Raw genomic sequence first — 16186 nt, 5'->3', positions numbered from 1 at the left:
AGATAATATTGTGTTGAAAAATAAGATCATAAATTGTTTCAGCTTCACGTGCCGAGGATCAGCAATATAATATGATTCTTGTTCCTCCCGGTATTGTGAAACTGATGCTCCATATTCACGAGGATGGTGGCGGTGTTTTCATTGCCGCCACCGTATTAGTGTTTGTTTTTGCTCGCCCAGCCCTTCAATACCAAGTCGTATTTCATCACCTTCTTGCAGCCAAAGGGGTGGCTTGTGCCCCATCCCCACGCCGGGTGGGGTGCCAGTGGCGATGATGTCGCCGGGGAGGAGGGTCATGTACCGGCTGAGATAGGCGATAATCTGCCGGACAGAGAAAATCATAGTCGCTGTCGAGCCATCTTGCCGGCGTGTGCCATTTACATCCAGCCAGAGACGGAGTTGCTGTGGCTCGGCAATTTCATCAGCCGTGACGAGATAGGGACCAACAGGTCCGAAATTATCGCAGCCTTTGCCTTTGTCCCATTGTGAGGATTGCATTTGGAAGCTGCGTTCTGACACGTCATTGATGATGCAGTATCCTGCCACATAGTCCAAAGCGTCCGCTTCTGTCACATAGCGTGCCGTGCTGCCGATGATGATGCCTAGCTCCACCTCCCAATCCATCTGTGTGGCATGGGGGGGAATGGGAATATCATCATAAGCACCACAAAGGGCAGAAGGAGCTTTTAGAAAGACGATTGGCTCTTGCGGGATGGGAAGACCGGCTTCTTCGGCGTGGTCAGCATAGTTTAGGCCAATGCAAACACATTTAGAAACATGACTAACAGGTACGCCGAACCGTGGAGAGCCCTCCACAAGTGGCAAGGTCGCTGTATCAATCTTCGCTAGTTGGGCAAGGGAGTGGGGAGAGAGGTGCTCTGGTGTTACATCATCCCAAAGGCTGGAGAGGTCTCGTATTGTGCCAGAGCTATCAATTAATCCGGGTTTTTCAGAGCCGAGGAGGCCATAGCGGCAGAGTTTTGTCATGATGGAGTATTCTCCAATGTCTTTATGCCAGTTATCTGCGCCAGTCTTTCAACAATCGTTCCACATCGCTGCATGAAGGCGTCTCGGCTATAATGTGCATCAATATAGCTTTTAGCGGCTATGCCATAGCGGTGCAGTTCTTCAGGGTGTTGGAATATCTCTGCTAAGGTCTCACAGAATGTTTCTGGGATATGGTCAGGCTGGAGGATAAACCCCGTTTTACCGGGTTGGACGCTATGACGCATTTCCCCCACTGGTGTGGCAATGACAGGGAGGCTCATATTCATGGCTTCATGCGCGGCAAGGCACATGCCCTCATAGCGTGAGGGTTGCGTATAAAGATGGAGTGTCTTGAGGAAAGACGTGACATTTGTTTGAAAGCCTAAAAGAAACACATGGTGTTGAAGCCCATATGTTTTGATGAGGCTTTCTAACTCGGCACGTTGGGGGCCATCTCCAGCAAAGGAGAGGCGGATATGGTCGGCCCATTGTGGGTAACGCTGGCGGAAGAGGGCAAGGCCTTCAATCAAGAGGGGATAATTTTTAACCTCATGTAAGCGGCCTGTAGTGCCAATATGCAGCGGTGTTGTGCCATCCCATTGCGGGGCTGGATGGCTGTTAGGCGCAGCAATATAAAGTGGCCAGCATGTTATCTTTGCTGGAGGAATCTCCATAACATCCTGTAAAAATTGTGCAACATAAGGGGAATCCGCCACCCATAACCGTGTGATGGGCCGCCCCGCTGTCGTGGTAAAACGGATGCTTGCACTATTCTTCCAGCTCACAACGGGGATGGAGAGGATTTTCCCCGCAAGTTGGCCGAGTAACGTAGCGCGGCTTAGGGAGGTCCAAATAATATCAGGGCGGTCTTTGCGGAGTAAGCGTAAAATACGCAAGAGCGTGAGGAGGAAAGGCCGCCTTTTTGTCCCAAGTAGTCGATACGGGATGCCTGCGCGATCAAGATACGGGGCGGCTCCCATATCGCGGGGTTCACATGCGGTGACATCAACATGATGCCCATAGGTTTTAAGGGCATGAACGATGTCAGGAATGGCAAATTCCGCCCCGCCTGTCTCTAAACTTGTGACGAGATAATGGATTTTCATAATCGTTAGGTACTTTCTAACTCTTGCAATGTTGGCGGTTGAGGGGGAGGTGTGGTGATGGGACCTTCCCCACGGAAAGGCTCGCTCGCATCAAGAAAGTTCTCATTGGTACGCAATGTGTATTCAATGACGACAAGATGGGTCAAGGCGCGGGTGATTTCTAGCCGAATGATGGCCTCATGGTCTTGTGTATCAAGCTCGCGGAGGCGGCGAATGGCCGCACGGGTCAGGCGGGCGGCGCGGTCATGCCGGCGGGATGAATGTTCGATGTAATAGAGAACAAGCGTAATAGGCCGGCGCGCGCTTTCGGGTAAATATTCACGATTAAGCAAACCGCGAAGGCGAATGATATTTAGCCCTAAGGTAAGGGTAGCTAATGTCCCCTGTATGCCAGCTTCTACGAGTGGAGTGATGGTTGTGGCATGGCGGAGCAAGCGGGAGAAACGGTCCGTATTATGCCCAATCCATGCGCTGATATGCGGTGTGCTGCCCAGGCTAGCGAGGTTGCGTAGCTCGCGTAGGGTTGCCTTGCGTAAGCGGAAGGCTTCTGCTTTGCGATTAAAGGGGAGAATGCTGCGGAAGATTAAAACCGCCGTAACGCCGGAAAGCATAATCGCTAATGTCGTATTATAGAACTTCGATTCATCAATAATATGATGGTTTTGAATCCCCAGCATAAGAGGCATGAGTAGATTATACGCAGCAGCAGCAGGGGCCGTTGCAGGGTTAGCCCGTGCGAGGCCGCCGAGCATCATCGCAGCAGAGAGGATGATGATAAGGGGCTCATAAGTTGTTACCATCGGGATGAAGACAAAGCAGAGTAGCCACGCAACACACCATGCTACCGCCAATCCTTTTAGGAACTTGATCGTTCCTAGGACAGGGTTTTCCTTCGTAGCGAAAAGGCCGCAGATTAGAGCGGTAATGCTGATGAGTGTATTGCCATTTGACCAAGCGGTGACTTCATAAATAAAAGATGTAACAAGAACAGCCAATGCAGCGCGGAAGCCATTATTAAAAGCAAGCCGCCCATCACGGTGGGTATGACGTTGGAACTGAAAATGGTCACCACGAATTGTGTGGGTACTGGCGTGATATTCTGTAATGGCTTCTTCAAGGTCACCGATGAGGTCCCCTAAAGAGGAAAAGAGAATACGTTCATCTAAGGCGGAGTTGGTGATGAGGCTATCTTCTGTTGGTGTGGTGGGGTCGGTCGGAGTAAGGGGAATAAGGCGGTGAGGAGTCGCATAGCGGCGGCAAAGGTCTCTGAGATGCTGAAGTTCCGCAAGAAGCTCTGATATTTCACTCTCCTGGGGGAGACGCTTAGAGAAATGCTGCAAGAATTGGATGAAGGCCGCAATGACTGTATCAAAATCCTTATGGTTGGAGGAGAGAAGCTCCAAGCGTGTGGCCATCCCAAAACTGCGAGATAACAAAGCGGAGACGGCTGCCAAGGCTGCACGGGCATGGTCGCCTTCATGGCCATGCACGCCCATCTCAAGCTCGGAAAACTCGATTTGATCATTGATGGATAGAATGGTCCCAAAGAGATTGCGGGCCTCTGTTATGGCACCACGATCCTGCCGCAGAATGTGGTATAAAGTATTACAAACAAGAGTAAGAGCAGATTCTAGTTTTTGGCGGACGCTAATATGGGCGCGGTGGTCTTGGTTAAAGGCAAAAAGTAGGCCAATAAATGCCTCGCATAACACACCAAGGATGATGTAGCTGGCGCGCGAGACAGCAAACATAAAGATGTTGTTGGTTTCTGGGACAATATCCATGCAAATGATAGCACAGGTATAGCCAGAGAGAACAAGCGCATATGAGCGAAAATTACTTACAAAGGTAGCAAACCCACTGCATAGGCCAATCCATACCGCAATGAGGGGGAAAAAGAGCCATGGAGCTTGCGGATAAATACCAATAAAGACAAGAGCCGCCGTCCCGCCGATCAACGTGCCAATGATGCGCCAGCGTGCCTTAGAGAGACTTTCCCCACGCGTAAGTTGTGCTACAGACCATACCGTCATCGGAGCCCAGATGGGGCTATCAAGCTCTAGCCATAAGGCGATTCCGAGGGCTAGGCAGGCGGCAATGGTCGTGCGAAGGGCAAAGAGAAACCCATTGAGAGAGGGGGCTAGTACCCAGGGTAAAAAAGAAGCCCCTCTGGAATGTAAGTTAGTTAGGAAACGGGTAAGCATGTTCTGGTCCAAAAAGATTTCTGTATAGGACCCTACTTCTGTTTGTCTGTTTAGGCGAGGGGTAACACTTAGTAATTGAAAAGTTCGTGGAAGGAAGGAGGACGGGAAAGATGTTTTTTTTTGTAAGTAGGAATATTTTCTCTTTTTTGTTTAGAGGAAAAATAGTAAAAGTTTCATGAATCCTCTCATGAAGATTTATAGCGAAGAAGGTTATTCAATGACAGAAAATATACCGGCTAGAGAAGGCCAAAGTTCCTCCAATGCCGAGCGTAAACAGCTCTTAGAGTTAACGGCTGATATTGTCGTTGCTAAGTTAGCAGGCTCTGATGTGCCTGCTGATAGTCTACCGGGACTGATACGCCAGGTATATGAAGCTTTGGCAGGAGGGGAGAGCGACCTAAGAGAGGAAGGTGCATCCCCTAAGCAGCAGCCGGCTGTTCCCGTTCGTAAATCTGTTTTCCCAGATTACATTATCTGTTTGGAAGATGGTAAAAAGCTGAAGATGCTCAAACGTCATCTTAAAAGCACCTATGATATGACACCGGACCAATATCGCGAGAAATGGGGCCTCCCTTCGGATTATCCTATGGTGGCTCCTTCTTATGCTGCACGCCGTTCTGAATTAGCCAGAACGATTGGTCTGGGGCGGAATATTGGGGTCTCTGCGGAGCATAAGCGTGGTCATAATAGTGACCTCTAATAGAGTGAAGTAGAAGCTATGAGTAATGAGAAGGCCGGGCATGTTCCCGGCTTTTTCTATAATACTGCTTTTTGCTTGACGCTCCGGCCTACATCTTGCCACTCTGCTTGTTAGGGAACAAAATGACGGAGGGTAGAAATGACGCGGTCGGAGTTTGTCGCCTTGTTAGCCTCACGTCTGGATGGCATGGCTAAAGAGAAAGTCAGCAAGGCTGTCGATGGGATTTTTACGCATATTGCCGAAGGGTTGGAAGCTGGCAATCGGGCAGAGCTGCGGGGGATTGGTAGCTTTGGAACGCGTCAACACACCGCTCACCAAGGGCGCAACCCCCGGACAGGGGCGGCCGTTGATGTTAAGGCAAAGCGCGTTCCTTTCTTCCGCGCGGGGAAGGAGCTGCGCGAACGGGTCAATCGTGCGAAGTAATAAAGGCCTCTGCGCTATGGGAGGGCACATCCTTCCCTGTGCGTGCGGCGTTGAGTTCTTCTAACAAGAAGTCCCGGAAGACAGAAATGCGTTTAGAGCTTTTTAGCTCCTCAGGATAGACAAAAAAGGCTTCTGCCAATGGTCCATGAACATCTGGTAGAATACGGACTAGATTGGGATGAGCAGAAGCTGTGTAAAAGGGTAGGGTTCCAATCCCATTACCTTGGGCAATAGCCATACCAACGGCAGCTATATTATTAATAGCAAGGTTGATTTTGGGGTGAAGGATAATTTTATCTTTTAAAAGTCGCTCTATGAGCCAATTTACATGAGGTAGGGGAAGGTGCCAGCCTGCAAATCCTATAAGATTATGTTGGGCAAGTTCTTTAAGGCTAGTTGGTGTGCCGTGCTGCTCTAAATATTCCTTACTGGCATAAATAGGCATGTGAAAACTGGCGAGATGACGTTGAATAAGGTCCGGCTGGGTTGGGGGATGCAGGCGAATAGCTACGTCAGCTTCGCGCATGCTGAGGTCCAAATCGGAATCTTCAAGTAGGAGAGTGACCTCAACATGAGGGTGCTTCTCCACAAAACGATGCAGGCGCGGTGTTAGCCAAGAGAGGCCGAAGCCAGAGGTTGTTGTGACCTTAATCTTGCCGGCTGCTTTCTCGCGGTTTTCACTTAAAAACGCTTGGGTTAGAGCCAGTTTAGAGAAGACCTCTCGCGCCGTCCGGTGGAGGACTTCACCTTGCTCGGTCAGGATGAGGCCACGCGCATGACGGTGAAAAAGTGGTACGCCGAGTACTTCCTCAAGGGCAGAAATCTGTCGAGATACAGCAGATTGGCTCAGGTTAAGGCGGTCCCCTGCATGGGTAAAGGACCCGGCCTCAGCTACGGTGTGAAAGATGCGGAGTTTATCCCAATCCATTTTTTGATTCCCGTACGCCCCTTCGCAATAATCATGGCCTGCTTTGCTCATATACCCTACGCCCTGACCTTCAGTGTTTTCTTTGGTAAAAACTTCCTGAAAAGCACCGAATGGTCAAGGGCAGAATAGCAATCAAATGCGTTTCTTTTGCGTATCGTTCTTTGTGAAGGGGAATAAGCGGTATTTTAGCGCGGTTTTTCGTCATTTAGGCCGAGTTCGGCAATGTAACGTTCCGCCTCTAATGCGGCCATGCACCCTGTCCCGGCGGCTGTGATGGCTTGGCGGTAGGTTTTATCCTGAATATCACCCGCCGCGAAAACACCGGGGATGGAGGTGCTCGCCGTCCCTGCTTTGGTGATGATGTAGCCTTCCTCATCGCAAGCGACCTCATGACGGAAAGGCCCAATGCTAGGGCTATGACCAATGGCAATGAATACGCCATCTACGGGGAGTTCCTCTATAACGCCGGGTTGTTTTGTATCAGCAAGGCGCAGCTTTGTAACAACGGCAGGGCTTCCACTGCCGCAAATCTCGTGGACCTCTTTGTTCCAATGCAGCTTGATTTTGGGGTTTGCGTGCAGACGTTTTTGCAAGATACGCTCTGCGCGCAAACTATCACGCCGATGGATAAGATGGACAACAGAAGCATGATGAGTGAGGTAAAGGGCTTCCTCCACAGCTGTATTGCCCCCACCGATAACGGCGACCTCTTTGCCGCGATAGAAGAATCCATCGCAAGTTGCACAAGCCGAGACGCCCGCCCCTTGATAGGCTTTTTCAGATTCTAAACCGAGCCATTTCGCTTGGGCCCCTGTAGCGATAACAACCGTACGGGCGCGGAATTGATCACCAGAATCTCCTGTGAGGTGAAAATAACCTTCCGCATCGGGGCCTTGTTTAAGGGAGGCTTCTGTAATGAGGTCGTAGAGTAATGTCGTGCCAACATGCTCGGCTTGCTCGCGCATTTGTTCCATCAGCCAAGGGCCTTGGACAGGTTTGGCAAAACCGGGAAAGTTCTCAATCTCATCTGTGATGGTGAGCTGCCCTCCGGGTTGCATACCGGTGACGAGGAGGGGATTCATTCCCGCGCGGGCAGCATAGATAGCAGCGGTATATCCTGCGGGGCCAGCACCAACAATTAACATATCGGTTTGGTGTTGTTTAGCCATGATAAGCTCCATAATTCTAAAGAGGATGACCAGATGGCCCTCGTAGGGTAGGACCATTATGGCACTGACCTAAGCCTGTTGGGTAACAAATATAGTATATGAAAGATGTCGATAAAAATAATGATAAGAGAAGAAATATGAAAGATTATTGCCCAGAAAGGAGGAAATGGTTTCCACATTAAAAAGAGCAGGTTATATAAGCTGGTATAGTCTTCTCCCGCAGCCTTTTGGGACGGTATATGAGCATTGCAGACCTTGATGAGATTGATCGGAGCATTCTCGCTGAATTGCAGCAAGATGGGCGGGTGACTAATGTGGAGCTTGCGCGCCGTGTCGGAATCTCCGCTCCCCCTTGTCTAAGGCGCGTAAGACGGCTGGAGGAGATGGGGCTTATCCAAGGCTATCATGCTGCTTTAGCCCCGGCTCAATTAGGGTGGACGATTAGTTTTTACGCGCTCATAGGCTTAGATAGCCAGAAAAGTGTGGTGTTGGAGGAGTTTGAAGCCCTCGTTGCACAATGGCCAGAGACGCGGGAATGTCACATGATTCGTGGTGGAGAGGACTTCCTGTTACGCCTCATGGCTCGCGATGCTGAGCATCAGAATCGCCTTACACGGGATTTGATAGAGGTTACCCATGTGGTGCGTGTGCAGACCTTGCAGGTGATTAGGACAAGCTGCGAGCGGGCTGGTGTGCCTATATAAATATGCCAAGATAAATATGCCAAGCACGGGCGGGAATAGATGCACCTTTTGGCGCGGGCCGCGTCTTTTATATGGTGCTCTAGGGCTGCTTTGGCTGTTGCATCTTCTGCTCGCCATACGCATCCCGCTCGTACCGGATGAGGCCTATTATTGGCTATGGTCGCGCCATATGCAGTGGGGCTATCTGGATCACCCCTTTATGGTGGCCTTATGGGTGCGTGGGGGCACGGCTTTATGGGGTGATACAGCCTTTGGTGTGCGCTTTGTTGGGCTGGTCGGGTTCGGTGTGGCGAATCTTTTCATCTTTCTCACAGCACAGCAATTCTTCCCAGAGGAAAAATCAGCAGGGAGGCGGGCTATATGGCTCTTTAATGCTACGCTTATGGCGAGTATTGGGCTTATTCCCGCCACGCCAGATGCACCATTATGTCTTTTTCTATCCATGTCCCTATGGGCTTTGGCTCACGCGCTAAGGGTTGGGCAGCCACAAAGCCGCTGGGGGTGGTGGGTGCTGTGCGGTATATGCCTCGGCTTAGCGATGGATTCAAAATACACAGCGGTTTTATGGGGGCTTGGGCTTGCGGGATACATCCTCTTTAGCCAGCGCGGTTTGTGGCGTATGGCAGGCCCCTGGGTTGCGGGCTGTGCTGCCTGTGTGATGACAGTGCCGACTCTATATTGGAATCTGAAGCATCATTGGGCTGGGCTGTTAAAGCAGGGGGGGCGCACTATGCAATGGCACCCAGAGCGTGCAGGGCAGTTTCTGGGGGAGTTTTTTCTAGGGCAAGCGGCGTTGCTGACCCCGTGGGTAGCGGGGGTGTGCATGCTAGGGCTATGGCGGGCGCGTAGTCGGCAAAACGTGCTTTTATGGCTTGCTTTGCCGATGATGGCCGTCTTCTTATGTCATGCACTAGGAGATCGCGTTCAGGCAAATTGGGTGTGGGTATTATATCCCCCTCTTATTGTCGCAGGTGCCGGGTATGGAGGCCACATAAAGGGGGCTGTGCTGATGGGGATGGCAAGCTCGTTTTTAATCTATAGCCAAGCTCTGACGGGGTTTATGGCTCTGCCCGCCTCGATGAATCCTATCACACGCCTTAGTGCAGGATGGGGGCGATTAACAGCGGATATTATAGCTCAGGCGCAGCAGAAGACTATCTCAACTATTGCTGTGCGGGATTATGCCTTGGCCTCTATTTTAGCGTTTTACCACCCGCGCGGCCTTCAGATAATCGGGTTAGATTCGCGTTGGGCATATATTGAGCAACTCCCACGGATGAATGTGCAGCCTGTCCTTTTGATAGAAGATGCGCATTATGCTTTTGCCCAAACGAGGGGGGAGCAGATTACGCGGTATAGCGGCTCTCAACGTGTGCGGGCTTATCGTATTGAGCTAAAATCTAAGAGCACAGGCTGGCAGATTCGGTAAGAGTGCTTATGCGCTTATGAAAAAAGCCACCCGTAGCGGATGGCTTTCTCATTCGTAACAGTACGAGATGAGGGGATTAGAAGCCCTCACGCTCCAGACGCTTACGCTCCATCTTACGGGCGCGGCGTACAGCCTCGGCCACCTCACGAGCGCGCCGCTCAGACGGCTTCTCAAAATGGCGACGCAGCTTCATCTCACGGAAGACGCCTTCGCGCTGCATTTTCTTCTTAAGGGCTTTCAGAGCCTGATCTACATTATTATCACGAACGAGAACCTGCACGGTGTCGTCATCTCCTTTGGGGGTTCTGATCCTCCAGCATGTGTTATAACCACAGCACACTGAAAGGATGGGATCCGATTACAGTGCGTAAGGGCCTATCATACTCCAAAAGATGAGACAATAGTTTCTAGATAAGGAAAGAGGGGAGGAGCGATTATTTATGAATTATGGGCATAATCACATCATTAATAGTGGCAAAGGAGGGTATGATGCAGGATGAAGGGCGCGCGATGGTAGAGACGCATCTATATTTGCGTGAGGATTCCATCAGGCAGTCTTTTGAGGGCTTGCTAACGATGTGGCGGTGCCTGTCTTTGGCCTGTGAGGAGGGGTTAGCCCATCATGGGTTAGGCCCTGCACATCATAGGATTTTATTCATGCTAGGTAGTCATGAAGGCTTATTGCCCAGCACATTATGCGCAAAACTAGGCATTACAAAACAATCACTTGGCCGTGCTTTGGGGGAGTTGAAGGATAATGCTTTGGTAGAGCAGCGTGAGGATGGTGCTGATAAAAGACGCCGTCCCATTTTCTTAACAGCAAAGGGAAAGGATTTAGAGCGTGAGTTATTCGGGGCTATTCGGGCTGTTGTGATACAGGCTTATAAACAGGTTGATGGTAATGCAGTTGATGGATTTCGCCGTGTGCTACGGGCAGTCGAGGCTTTAAGCGTTTCGCATTAAAAAGGGCGTACCCATCATCAGGCACGCCCTAACATTATCCATAACGGTATGAGTCGCGTTATGGCATGGAGTTGCCAACGCCCCCATTGCCTGTGCCTTGGCCACTCATCGGGCCCATGCCATTGCCCATTCCGCCGAAGGTGTTGCCCATGCTGTTCATCGGGTTATAACGGCCAACATTGCCTAACAGCTCTTGAATAACGGAGATATGCGTCCCCGGTGTAGGGGTGACCCCGCCTGCCATATGAACATGAATGGCATCACGTTTATTCAGCACATTCATCTTCCGCAGGATGCCAGAATTATCGAAGTTGAGTACCAAGACTTGCTGCTTATCAATAACAGGATGTGCCAGTGGGACGAGGTCCTTCGTCATGGAGATGTAAATCCATGTGTTATCATTAAATGTCGCATGCGCCGTTGGGGAGCCGAGGATGCTTAGAGCATCATTCTGCGTGCTGGAATTAAGGACAAGCTGGTCATAATCCATCTTCTCCACCAAAGCTCCGCGTGGGATAGGTGGCGGGCTGATAGCCTCGCAACCGCTGAGCATGAGGAGCCCGACAGCCGCTAGACCTGCCATGGAGCAGGGGCGCGTTATTAGGGACCGGAACAGGCGAAAGCAACTTGTCGTAAGGGTAGTCATGGGAGGGCGAATTGTCCTGATAGCATGCGGGCAAGTTATATGGCTCTTTCCGGTGCCCTAGCGAGCGAGATATGTCAATCTTTTTTCATGCGTTTTCGTAGCATTTGTGCCATAGTTAAGGACTATAAATGCTTTCATTCGTGAGGTTACGATGCCCCCTAAAAACCCAGCCGAGCCTAGTGCAGTCGTACCGCTGGAGCGTATAACACCGGAGTTTTCACGCCGTATTCCTTTAGCAAAGCTTGGTCGTCCCTTAGAGGAGTGTGTGGAGGCTAATGCTGAGGAGCGCGAGGCCCTTAAACAGCGTTTTGGGTTAGTGTCGTTAAGCCAGCTAAAATGTGAGTTCCAGCTTCAACGGGGGCAAGATGGTATTGTATTAGCGGGTGGGCATCTTCATGCAAAGGCTGAGCAAGCCTGTATCATTACAGGCGAGCCGGTAGAGGAGGTGCTGAATGAAGTGTTCCAGCTTCGCTTTGTGCCAGAATCCGCTATGCCTGCTGATGATGAAATTGATATTGAAAGCTTGCTGCAAGAAGATGCGGATGATGTCCCTTATGATGGACGGATGATTGACCTTGGTGAAGCGGCAGCGGAGCAATTAGCTTTATGCCTAACGCCTTATCCACGCCGTGCTGGAGCAGGGCTGGAGAGCTTTGTGGATGTTACGCCCTCTGATGATGAGCTTGATGCAGGCTCTGGGGCAGAGAGAAAGACTCCTTTTGATATTTTGAAAAAAATGCAGGAAAAATAGAGCCAAGAGTGGCCTTTCTGTAACGATTCTGATAGAAAAACGTGCAGAGTAGTGATGTCGTAAGGCATTGATGGCTTGCAGGGAGGCTTTCTCTCTGCTAGAGCCCCACGCCTAAGCACCGTAGCTTATGGCGGTGGTGAGAGTAATTGAGATTTCTCTGGCTTGAGGCCGCGCTATGCGGTAGCAGGAGCCGGAATATAACCCAGTGAGAGGCAGAGACCCATGGCCGTCCCTAAGAGAAAAACGACACCGTCCCGTCGCGGTATGCGCCGTAGCCACCATGCGCTTCGTATTGAGGCTCATGCAGAATGTGCAAATTGCGGTGAAATGAAGCGTCCGCACCATGTATGCAGCCATTGCGGCCATTATGATGGGCGTGAGGTTGTTAATGCTGAAGGTCGTGCGCTGAAAGCTGTCCGCGCTTAATCATCCCTTTGTATAAAGGGGAAAAGCCCTGAGCATGGCTTAGGGCTGCGCCTGTCTTGCGTTTGTGCAAACAGGGAAGATGGAAGAACTTTCAGGGGGCTGCACTCATGACGGAGGCGTCTGTCGTCAGAGCTGAGGGCGAGGCTGATAAACGGATGGCGCAAGCTTCAGTTCCTTTTACCCTAGCTGTTGATGCTATGGGGGGGGATAACGCTCCCAAAATCGTCCTAGCAGGGCTGGAGACGGCACTTATCCATCATCCGAAGATTCGGATTCTTCTCATCGGTGATGAGGAGATTCTAAATCAATCACTTAAAAATTATCCTCGGTTGAGTGCTGCTTGCACGGTGCGCCATGCACCAGAGAGCATCCCTATGGATATGAAACCCACCGCGGCTCTGCGTGTGCGTGGGTCTTCTATGCGCGCTGCGATGGAAGCTGTTGCCGCGGGGGAAGCGCGCGGTGTTGTGTCTGCTGGTAATAGCGGGGCAATGCTCGCTTTAGCGAAGATTATCGTTAAGGCTTTACCGGGTATTTCCCGCCCAGCTATGGCGGCAGTTCAACCCTCTGCGCGTGGTGATGTTGTGATGTTGGACCTTGGTGCGAACATTGTGTGTGATGCTCGTAACCTTGTCGAGTTTGCGATTATGGGTGAGGCTTTCGCTCAAGCGACTCTGTCATTAAAAGCCCCGACTATTGGCTTGCTCAATGTTGGTTCAGAAGATCTAAAAGGTGATGAGCGGCTAAGGCAAGCAGCGGAAAGACTGCGTGATAGTGTGTTGGCCGATAGTTTTCATGGTTTTGTAGAGGGACATGATATTACCGCAGGCGTAACGGATGTTGTTGTGACCGATGGGTTTACGGGCAATGTTGCGCTAAAAACGGGGGAAGGGGCTTTAAAGCTGGCTCTAGGTCTCCTGCGGCATGTCTTCCAAACGAATTGGTTGACGAAGCTCGGCTATATGTTGGTGCGCCCCGGTTTGCGCCGCATGCGGGAGTGGATTGACCCTAGCCGATATAATGGTGCGGTGTTTGTCGGGTTAAATGGGATTGTTGTAAAATCTCATGGTGGTGCAGATGCAGAGGGATTTGCTTCTGCTGTGGATGTCGCGATTGATGCTGTTGAAAACACCCTCAATGATAAGATTCGTCATCGGTTGGAGCAGCTTGGGATGCTCGGCCAGCCCGTAGAGGCAAAAGAGCAGGAGTGAGACCTCCCATGGCGCAGAATCCTTCCTCTGAGAATAAGAGAGCTGGTAGTCGGTTAACAGGTGTTGGGGCGGCTCTTCCCAAGCGTGCTGTAAGTAACGATGAGCTTGCTGCACAGATTGATACGTCAGATGAATGGATTCGGACACGGACAGGTATTCGTCAGCGTTATCTCGTTTCTGGTGACGAGACAGCCGTTTCTCTAGCTCATAAAGCAGCGCAGAATGCGTTAGATTACGCAGGCAAAACAGCAGATGATGTGGATGCTGTTATCGTAGCGACTTCGACACCTGACCAAGTTTTTCCCTCTGTTGCGGTGCGTGTGCAGGCCGCTTTGGGGATGGAGCGTGGTTTTGGCTTTGATGTTAGTGCGGCCTGCTCGGGCTTTGTTTATGCGCTATCGGTAGCTGATTCTATGATTCGTGCTGGTCAAGTGGGGCGAGTCTTGGTCATCGGGGTTGAGGTTTTTTCACGCCTGCTGGACTGGGAAGATCGCTCCACATGCGTGTTATTTGGCGATGGTGCCGGGGCTGTGCTGCTAGAGTCAGGTGCTGGTGAGGGAGAGGGTATTTTATCAACTCATCTCCATGCGGACGGCCATTTGGGTGACCTCCTTTATGTGGATGGTGCGGTTGGTTGTGCGTCTGGCAAGGTTGCCTTGAAGATGCAAGGCCGTGAGGTTTTCCGTCATGCCGTGGTAAATCTGGCAGCAGCGGTGGATGAAGCTTTGGAGACAAACGGCTTAAAGGGGACGGACATCCAATGGATGGTCCCACATCAGGCTAATCTTCGAATCATTGAGGGGATGGCTAAGAAGCTTCATCTCCCTGCAGAGCGCGTTGTGGTCACGGTAGACCGCCATGCAAACACCTCTGCGGCCTCTATTCCACTTGCTTTGGATGAGGCAGTACGCGATGGGCGCATCAAACAAGGTGATCTTGTTTTGATGGAAGCTCTAGGCGGTGGTTTAACATGGGGTTCAGCCTTAATCCGTATGTGATATGCGGTTATTAACGGCTTTGCATTTTTTTCAGTGTGCTAAATGAGAAGCGCGTGATACGGTTTATCCATTATGGAGACCATTGCACGCGCCGATTTGGTAGATTTTCTTCAAGAGGAGCAGGGTTTTTCGCGTCAGCAGGCGACCTTGTTCTTGGAGGAAATGTTCGAGCTTTTCGTCCAAACGCTTGAGCGAGGCGAGCCGCTGAAGATTAGTGGGTTTGGGACATTCGCCGTACGGGATAAAGCCCCCCGGTTAGGCCGTAACCCGCTAACGGGGGAGGAAGCTGTTATCTCTGCGCGGCGTGTGCCCTTCTTTCGTCCTTCACGCTTATTACGAGATAGTGTGAATAGCTCATCACCGATGCAGGATGTTCAGTTATGACAGCAACGCCATCACATCACCTCCATCAGGAAAGGTTACGCTCAGCTTTGAGTGTGGCGGAGGAGCTAGGCCTGCCTCTTTATCGTCTTCATTCGTGGGAGAGTTTATATCCCGTTTTTGCGACTCATCAAGGTGAGGATGGGCAGAGTTATTATGATGCTCATGCCGTTGAAGTTGTAAGGCATATTGCGCGCCTGCTTTATCAAGAGGGGGCCAAAAGCCACGAGATTATCTCTTGCTTGCGACAAGATGGGGTGATTAAGACGGAAAAACCTGCAGAATCGCAACGACTTTCCAAAGAAGACTCGTTTCAGAATCATGGTTTATCACGTCATGATGTGACTTCTTTGACAGAGAGATTGAAGCAGCTAGAGCAAGAAAATAAACAGCTTGGGGAGCAGTTGGAAGCGTTTGGACAGATTGCTCTCTCCCTCAAGACACTTGAGGATGAAAATGAGCTTCTAAGGCAAAAGCAAGAGGCCGCGCAGAGTCGCGATGAGTATGAGCGTCAGAGCTATGAAGCCTCTAAGCGTGCGTTGGAGGAAGATAACGCCGCCCTACATGATACGATAGAGCAGCTAAAGAGGGAGTTAGCTGGGCACAAAGCCCATATGCAGGTGCAAGAGAGTGAGCATACTGCCGCCCTTGTGGCTTTGCGTGAGGAGCTTGCGCGCAGTCGAGCAGAGTGTAAATCGTTACGCGATGCTGAGCAAAAAAGACAAACGACCCATGAGGCTGAGACTCGCGCGGGAGAAGAACGACAGACGTTGTTAGAAAATGAGCGGCATAGGTTGGTTCAAAAGTTTGAGCAGTCTGTCCTTCTCATGCAAACTTTAGAAGATGAGAATGTGCGGCTTAAACGCTCTCTGAAGGAAGGGGAGGCGATGCGGCAGGAGCAGGTACGGTTAACAGAGCGTGTTCAAGCCCTAGAGAGTGCTAATGCGACCTTAAAGGCAGAGCGATCCTCTTTGCAGCAAGCCTTATCTGCCCGGGATGAAGAACATCACGCTGTAGGGCAGAAACAGGCAGGGATTCAGCAGTTCCTACAAGAGTTACAGGGTGAGCTGTACCAGTTGAAACAGCTCATTACAGAGTAAAAAAAGTTAAAAAAGAGCCTCGCCCCATTGCAGGAATGGCGCGAGGCTGCTAGAGCTTCC

At 50.9% G+C, this 16186-nt stretch carries 18 protein-coding genes; 11 read left to right on the top strand and 7 right to left on the bottom strand.

Going from position 1 to position 16186, the window contains the following annotated elements:
• Positions 1-138: 138 nt before the first annotated feature.
• The 3 genes from NQF89_RS02960 to NQF89_RS02950 are packed head-to-tail and all read right to left on the bottom strand — an operon-like array spanning position 139 to position 4297.
• Positions 139-987 carry a fumarylacetoacetate hydrolase family protein gene (locus tag NQF89_RS02960; RefSeq protein ID WP_266137464.1) on the bottom strand — a complete coding sequence of 283 codons (849 nt, stop codon included), beginning with the start codon at positions 985-987 and terminating at the stop codon, positions 139-141.
• Positions 984-2093, bottom strand: a complete 1110-nt coding sequence (locus tag NQF89_RS02955; RefSeq protein ID WP_266137463.1) for a glycosyltransferase — start codon at positions 2091-2093, stop codon at positions 984-986. Before NQF89_RS02955 ends, NQF89_RS02960 begins: the two co-directional genes overlap by 4 nt.
• 5 nt (positions 2094-2098) lie before the next feature.
• Positions 2099-4297, bottom strand: a complete 2199-nt coding sequence (locus tag NQF89_RS02950; protein ID WP_155579413.1) for an FUSC family protein — start codon at positions 4295-4297, stop codon at positions 2099-2101.
• Between the two features lie 217 nt (positions 4298-4514).
• On the opposite strand from NQF89_RS02950, the gene NQF89_RS02945 reads away from it, so the two are divergent.
• Entirely contained in the window at positions 4515-4997 is a 483-nt protein-coding gene (locus NQF89_RS02945; protein WP_155573323.1) for a MucR family transcriptional regulator, read from the top strand.
• A 138-nt stretch (positions 4998-5135) separates the two neighbouring features.
• Positions 5136-5420 (top strand): HU family DNA-binding protein, encoded by a 285-nt coding sequence (locus tag NQF89_RS02940; RefSeq protein ID WP_155573322.1) that lies wholly within the window; start codon positions 5136-5138, stop codon positions 5418-5420.
• Here the strand turns inward: NQF89_RS02940 and NQF89_RS02935 are convergent.
• Positions 5404-6348, bottom strand: a complete 945-nt coding sequence (locus NQF89_RS02935; RefSeq protein ID WP_155573543.1) for a LysR family transcriptional regulator — start codon at positions 6346-6348, stop codon at positions 5404-5406. The two genes, NQF89_RS02940 and NQF89_RS02935, sit on opposite strands and share 17 nt — an antisense overlap.
• Before the next feature lie 185 nt (positions 6349-6533).
• Positions 6534-7517 carry a thioredoxin-disulfide reductase gene (gene trxB, locus NQF89_RS02930; protein WP_266137462.1) on the bottom strand — a complete coding sequence of 328 codons (984 nt, stop codon included), beginning with the start codon at positions 7515-7517 and terminating at the stop codon, positions 6534-6536.
• A 239-nt stretch (positions 7518-7756) separates the two neighbouring features.
• Between trxB and NQF89_RS02925 the strand changes: the two genes are divergently transcribed.
• Positions 7757-8221, top strand: a complete 465-nt coding sequence (locus NQF89_RS02925) for an Lrp/AsnC family transcriptional regulator (protein WP_266137461.1) — start codon at positions 7757-7759, stop codon at positions 8219-8221.
• Between the two features lie 16 nt (positions 8222-8237).
• Positions 8238-9650, top strand: coding sequence for an ArnT family glycosyltransferase (locus NQF89_RS02920; protein ID WP_266137460.1), 1413 nt, complete (start codon positions 8238-8240; stop codon positions 9648-9650).
• Between the two features lie 76 nt (positions 9651-9726).
• Here NQF89_RS02920 and rpsU read toward each other — a convergent pair whose 3' ends face one another.
• Positions 9727-9930, bottom strand: coding sequence for a 30S ribosomal protein S21 (gene rpsU / locus NQF89_RS02915; protein ID WP_026294133.1), 204 nt, complete (start codon positions 9928-9930; stop codon positions 9727-9729).
• Between the two features lie 206 nt (positions 9931-10136).
• On the opposite strand from rpsU, the gene NQF89_RS02910 reads away from it, so the two are divergent.
• Positions 10137-10613, top strand: coding sequence for a MarR family winged helix-turn-helix transcriptional regulator (locus NQF89_RS02910; RefSeq protein WP_155573318.1), 477 nt, complete (start codon positions 10137-10139; stop codon positions 10611-10613).
• 58 nt (positions 10614-10671) lie between these two features.
• Here NQF89_RS02910 and NQF89_RS02905 read toward each other — a convergent pair whose 3' ends face one another.
• Positions 10672-11196 (bottom strand): outer membrane protein assembly factor BamE, encoded by a 525-nt coding sequence (locus NQF89_RS02905; protein ID WP_230873286.1) that lies wholly within the window; start codon positions 11194-11196, stop codon positions 10672-10674.
• A 214-nt stretch (positions 11197-11410) separates the two neighbouring features.
• On the opposite strand from NQF89_RS02905, the gene NQF89_RS02900 reads away from it, so the two are divergent.
• From NQF89_RS02900 to NQF89_RS02875, 6 genes are all read left to right on the top strand, one after another.
• The gene (locus NQF89_RS02900; RefSeq protein ID WP_155579409.1) at positions 11411-12010 is read left to right on the top strand and encodes a DUF177 domain-containing protein; all 600 of its coding nucleotides are present in this window, start codon (positions 11411-11413) and stop codon (positions 12008-12010) included.
• Between the two features lie 222 nt (positions 12011-12232).
• Positions 12233-12436, top strand: coding sequence for a 50S ribosomal protein L32 (rpmF, locus tag NQF89_RS02895; protein ID WP_099027164.1), 204 nt, complete (start codon positions 12233-12235; stop codon positions 12434-12436).
• Between the two features lie 107 nt (positions 12437-12543).
• The gene (gene plsX, locus NQF89_RS02890; protein ID WP_155573315.1) at positions 12544-13647 is read left to right on the top strand and encodes a phosphate acyltransferase PlsX; all 1104 of its coding nucleotides are present in this window, start codon (positions 12544-12546) and stop codon (positions 13645-13647) included.
• Between the two features lie 8 nt (positions 13648-13655).
• On the top strand, positions 13656-14645 hold the full coding sequence (locus NQF89_RS02885; RefSeq protein ID WP_155573314.1) for a beta-ketoacyl-ACP synthase III: 990 nt from the start codon (positions 13656-13658) through the stop codon (positions 14643-14645).
• Between the two features lie 72 nt (positions 14646-14717).
• The gene (locus NQF89_RS02880; protein ID WP_266137459.1) at positions 14718-15029 is read left to right on the top strand and encodes an integration host factor subunit alpha; all 312 of its coding nucleotides are present in this window, start codon (positions 14718-14720) and stop codon (positions 15027-15029) included.
• Positions 15026-16126, top strand: coding sequence for a MerR family transcriptional regulator (locus NQF89_RS02875; RefSeq protein ID WP_155579407.1), 1101 nt, complete (start codon positions 15026-15028; stop codon positions 16124-16126). The genes NQF89_RS02880 and NQF89_RS02875 overlap by 4 nt, the downstream gene beginning before the upstream one ends.
• The last annotated feature ends 60 nt before the right edge of the window (positions 16127-16186 follow it).

This window comes from Bombella pollinis (assembly GCF_026385485.1).
GTDB classification, from domain to species: domain Bacteria; phylum Pseudomonadota; class Alphaproteobacteria; order Acetobacterales; family Acetobacteraceae; genus Bombella; species Bombella pollinis.
The sequence above is the reverse complement of the archived record's forward strand: the minus strand, read 5'-3'. Positions and strand labels throughout refer to the sequence as shown.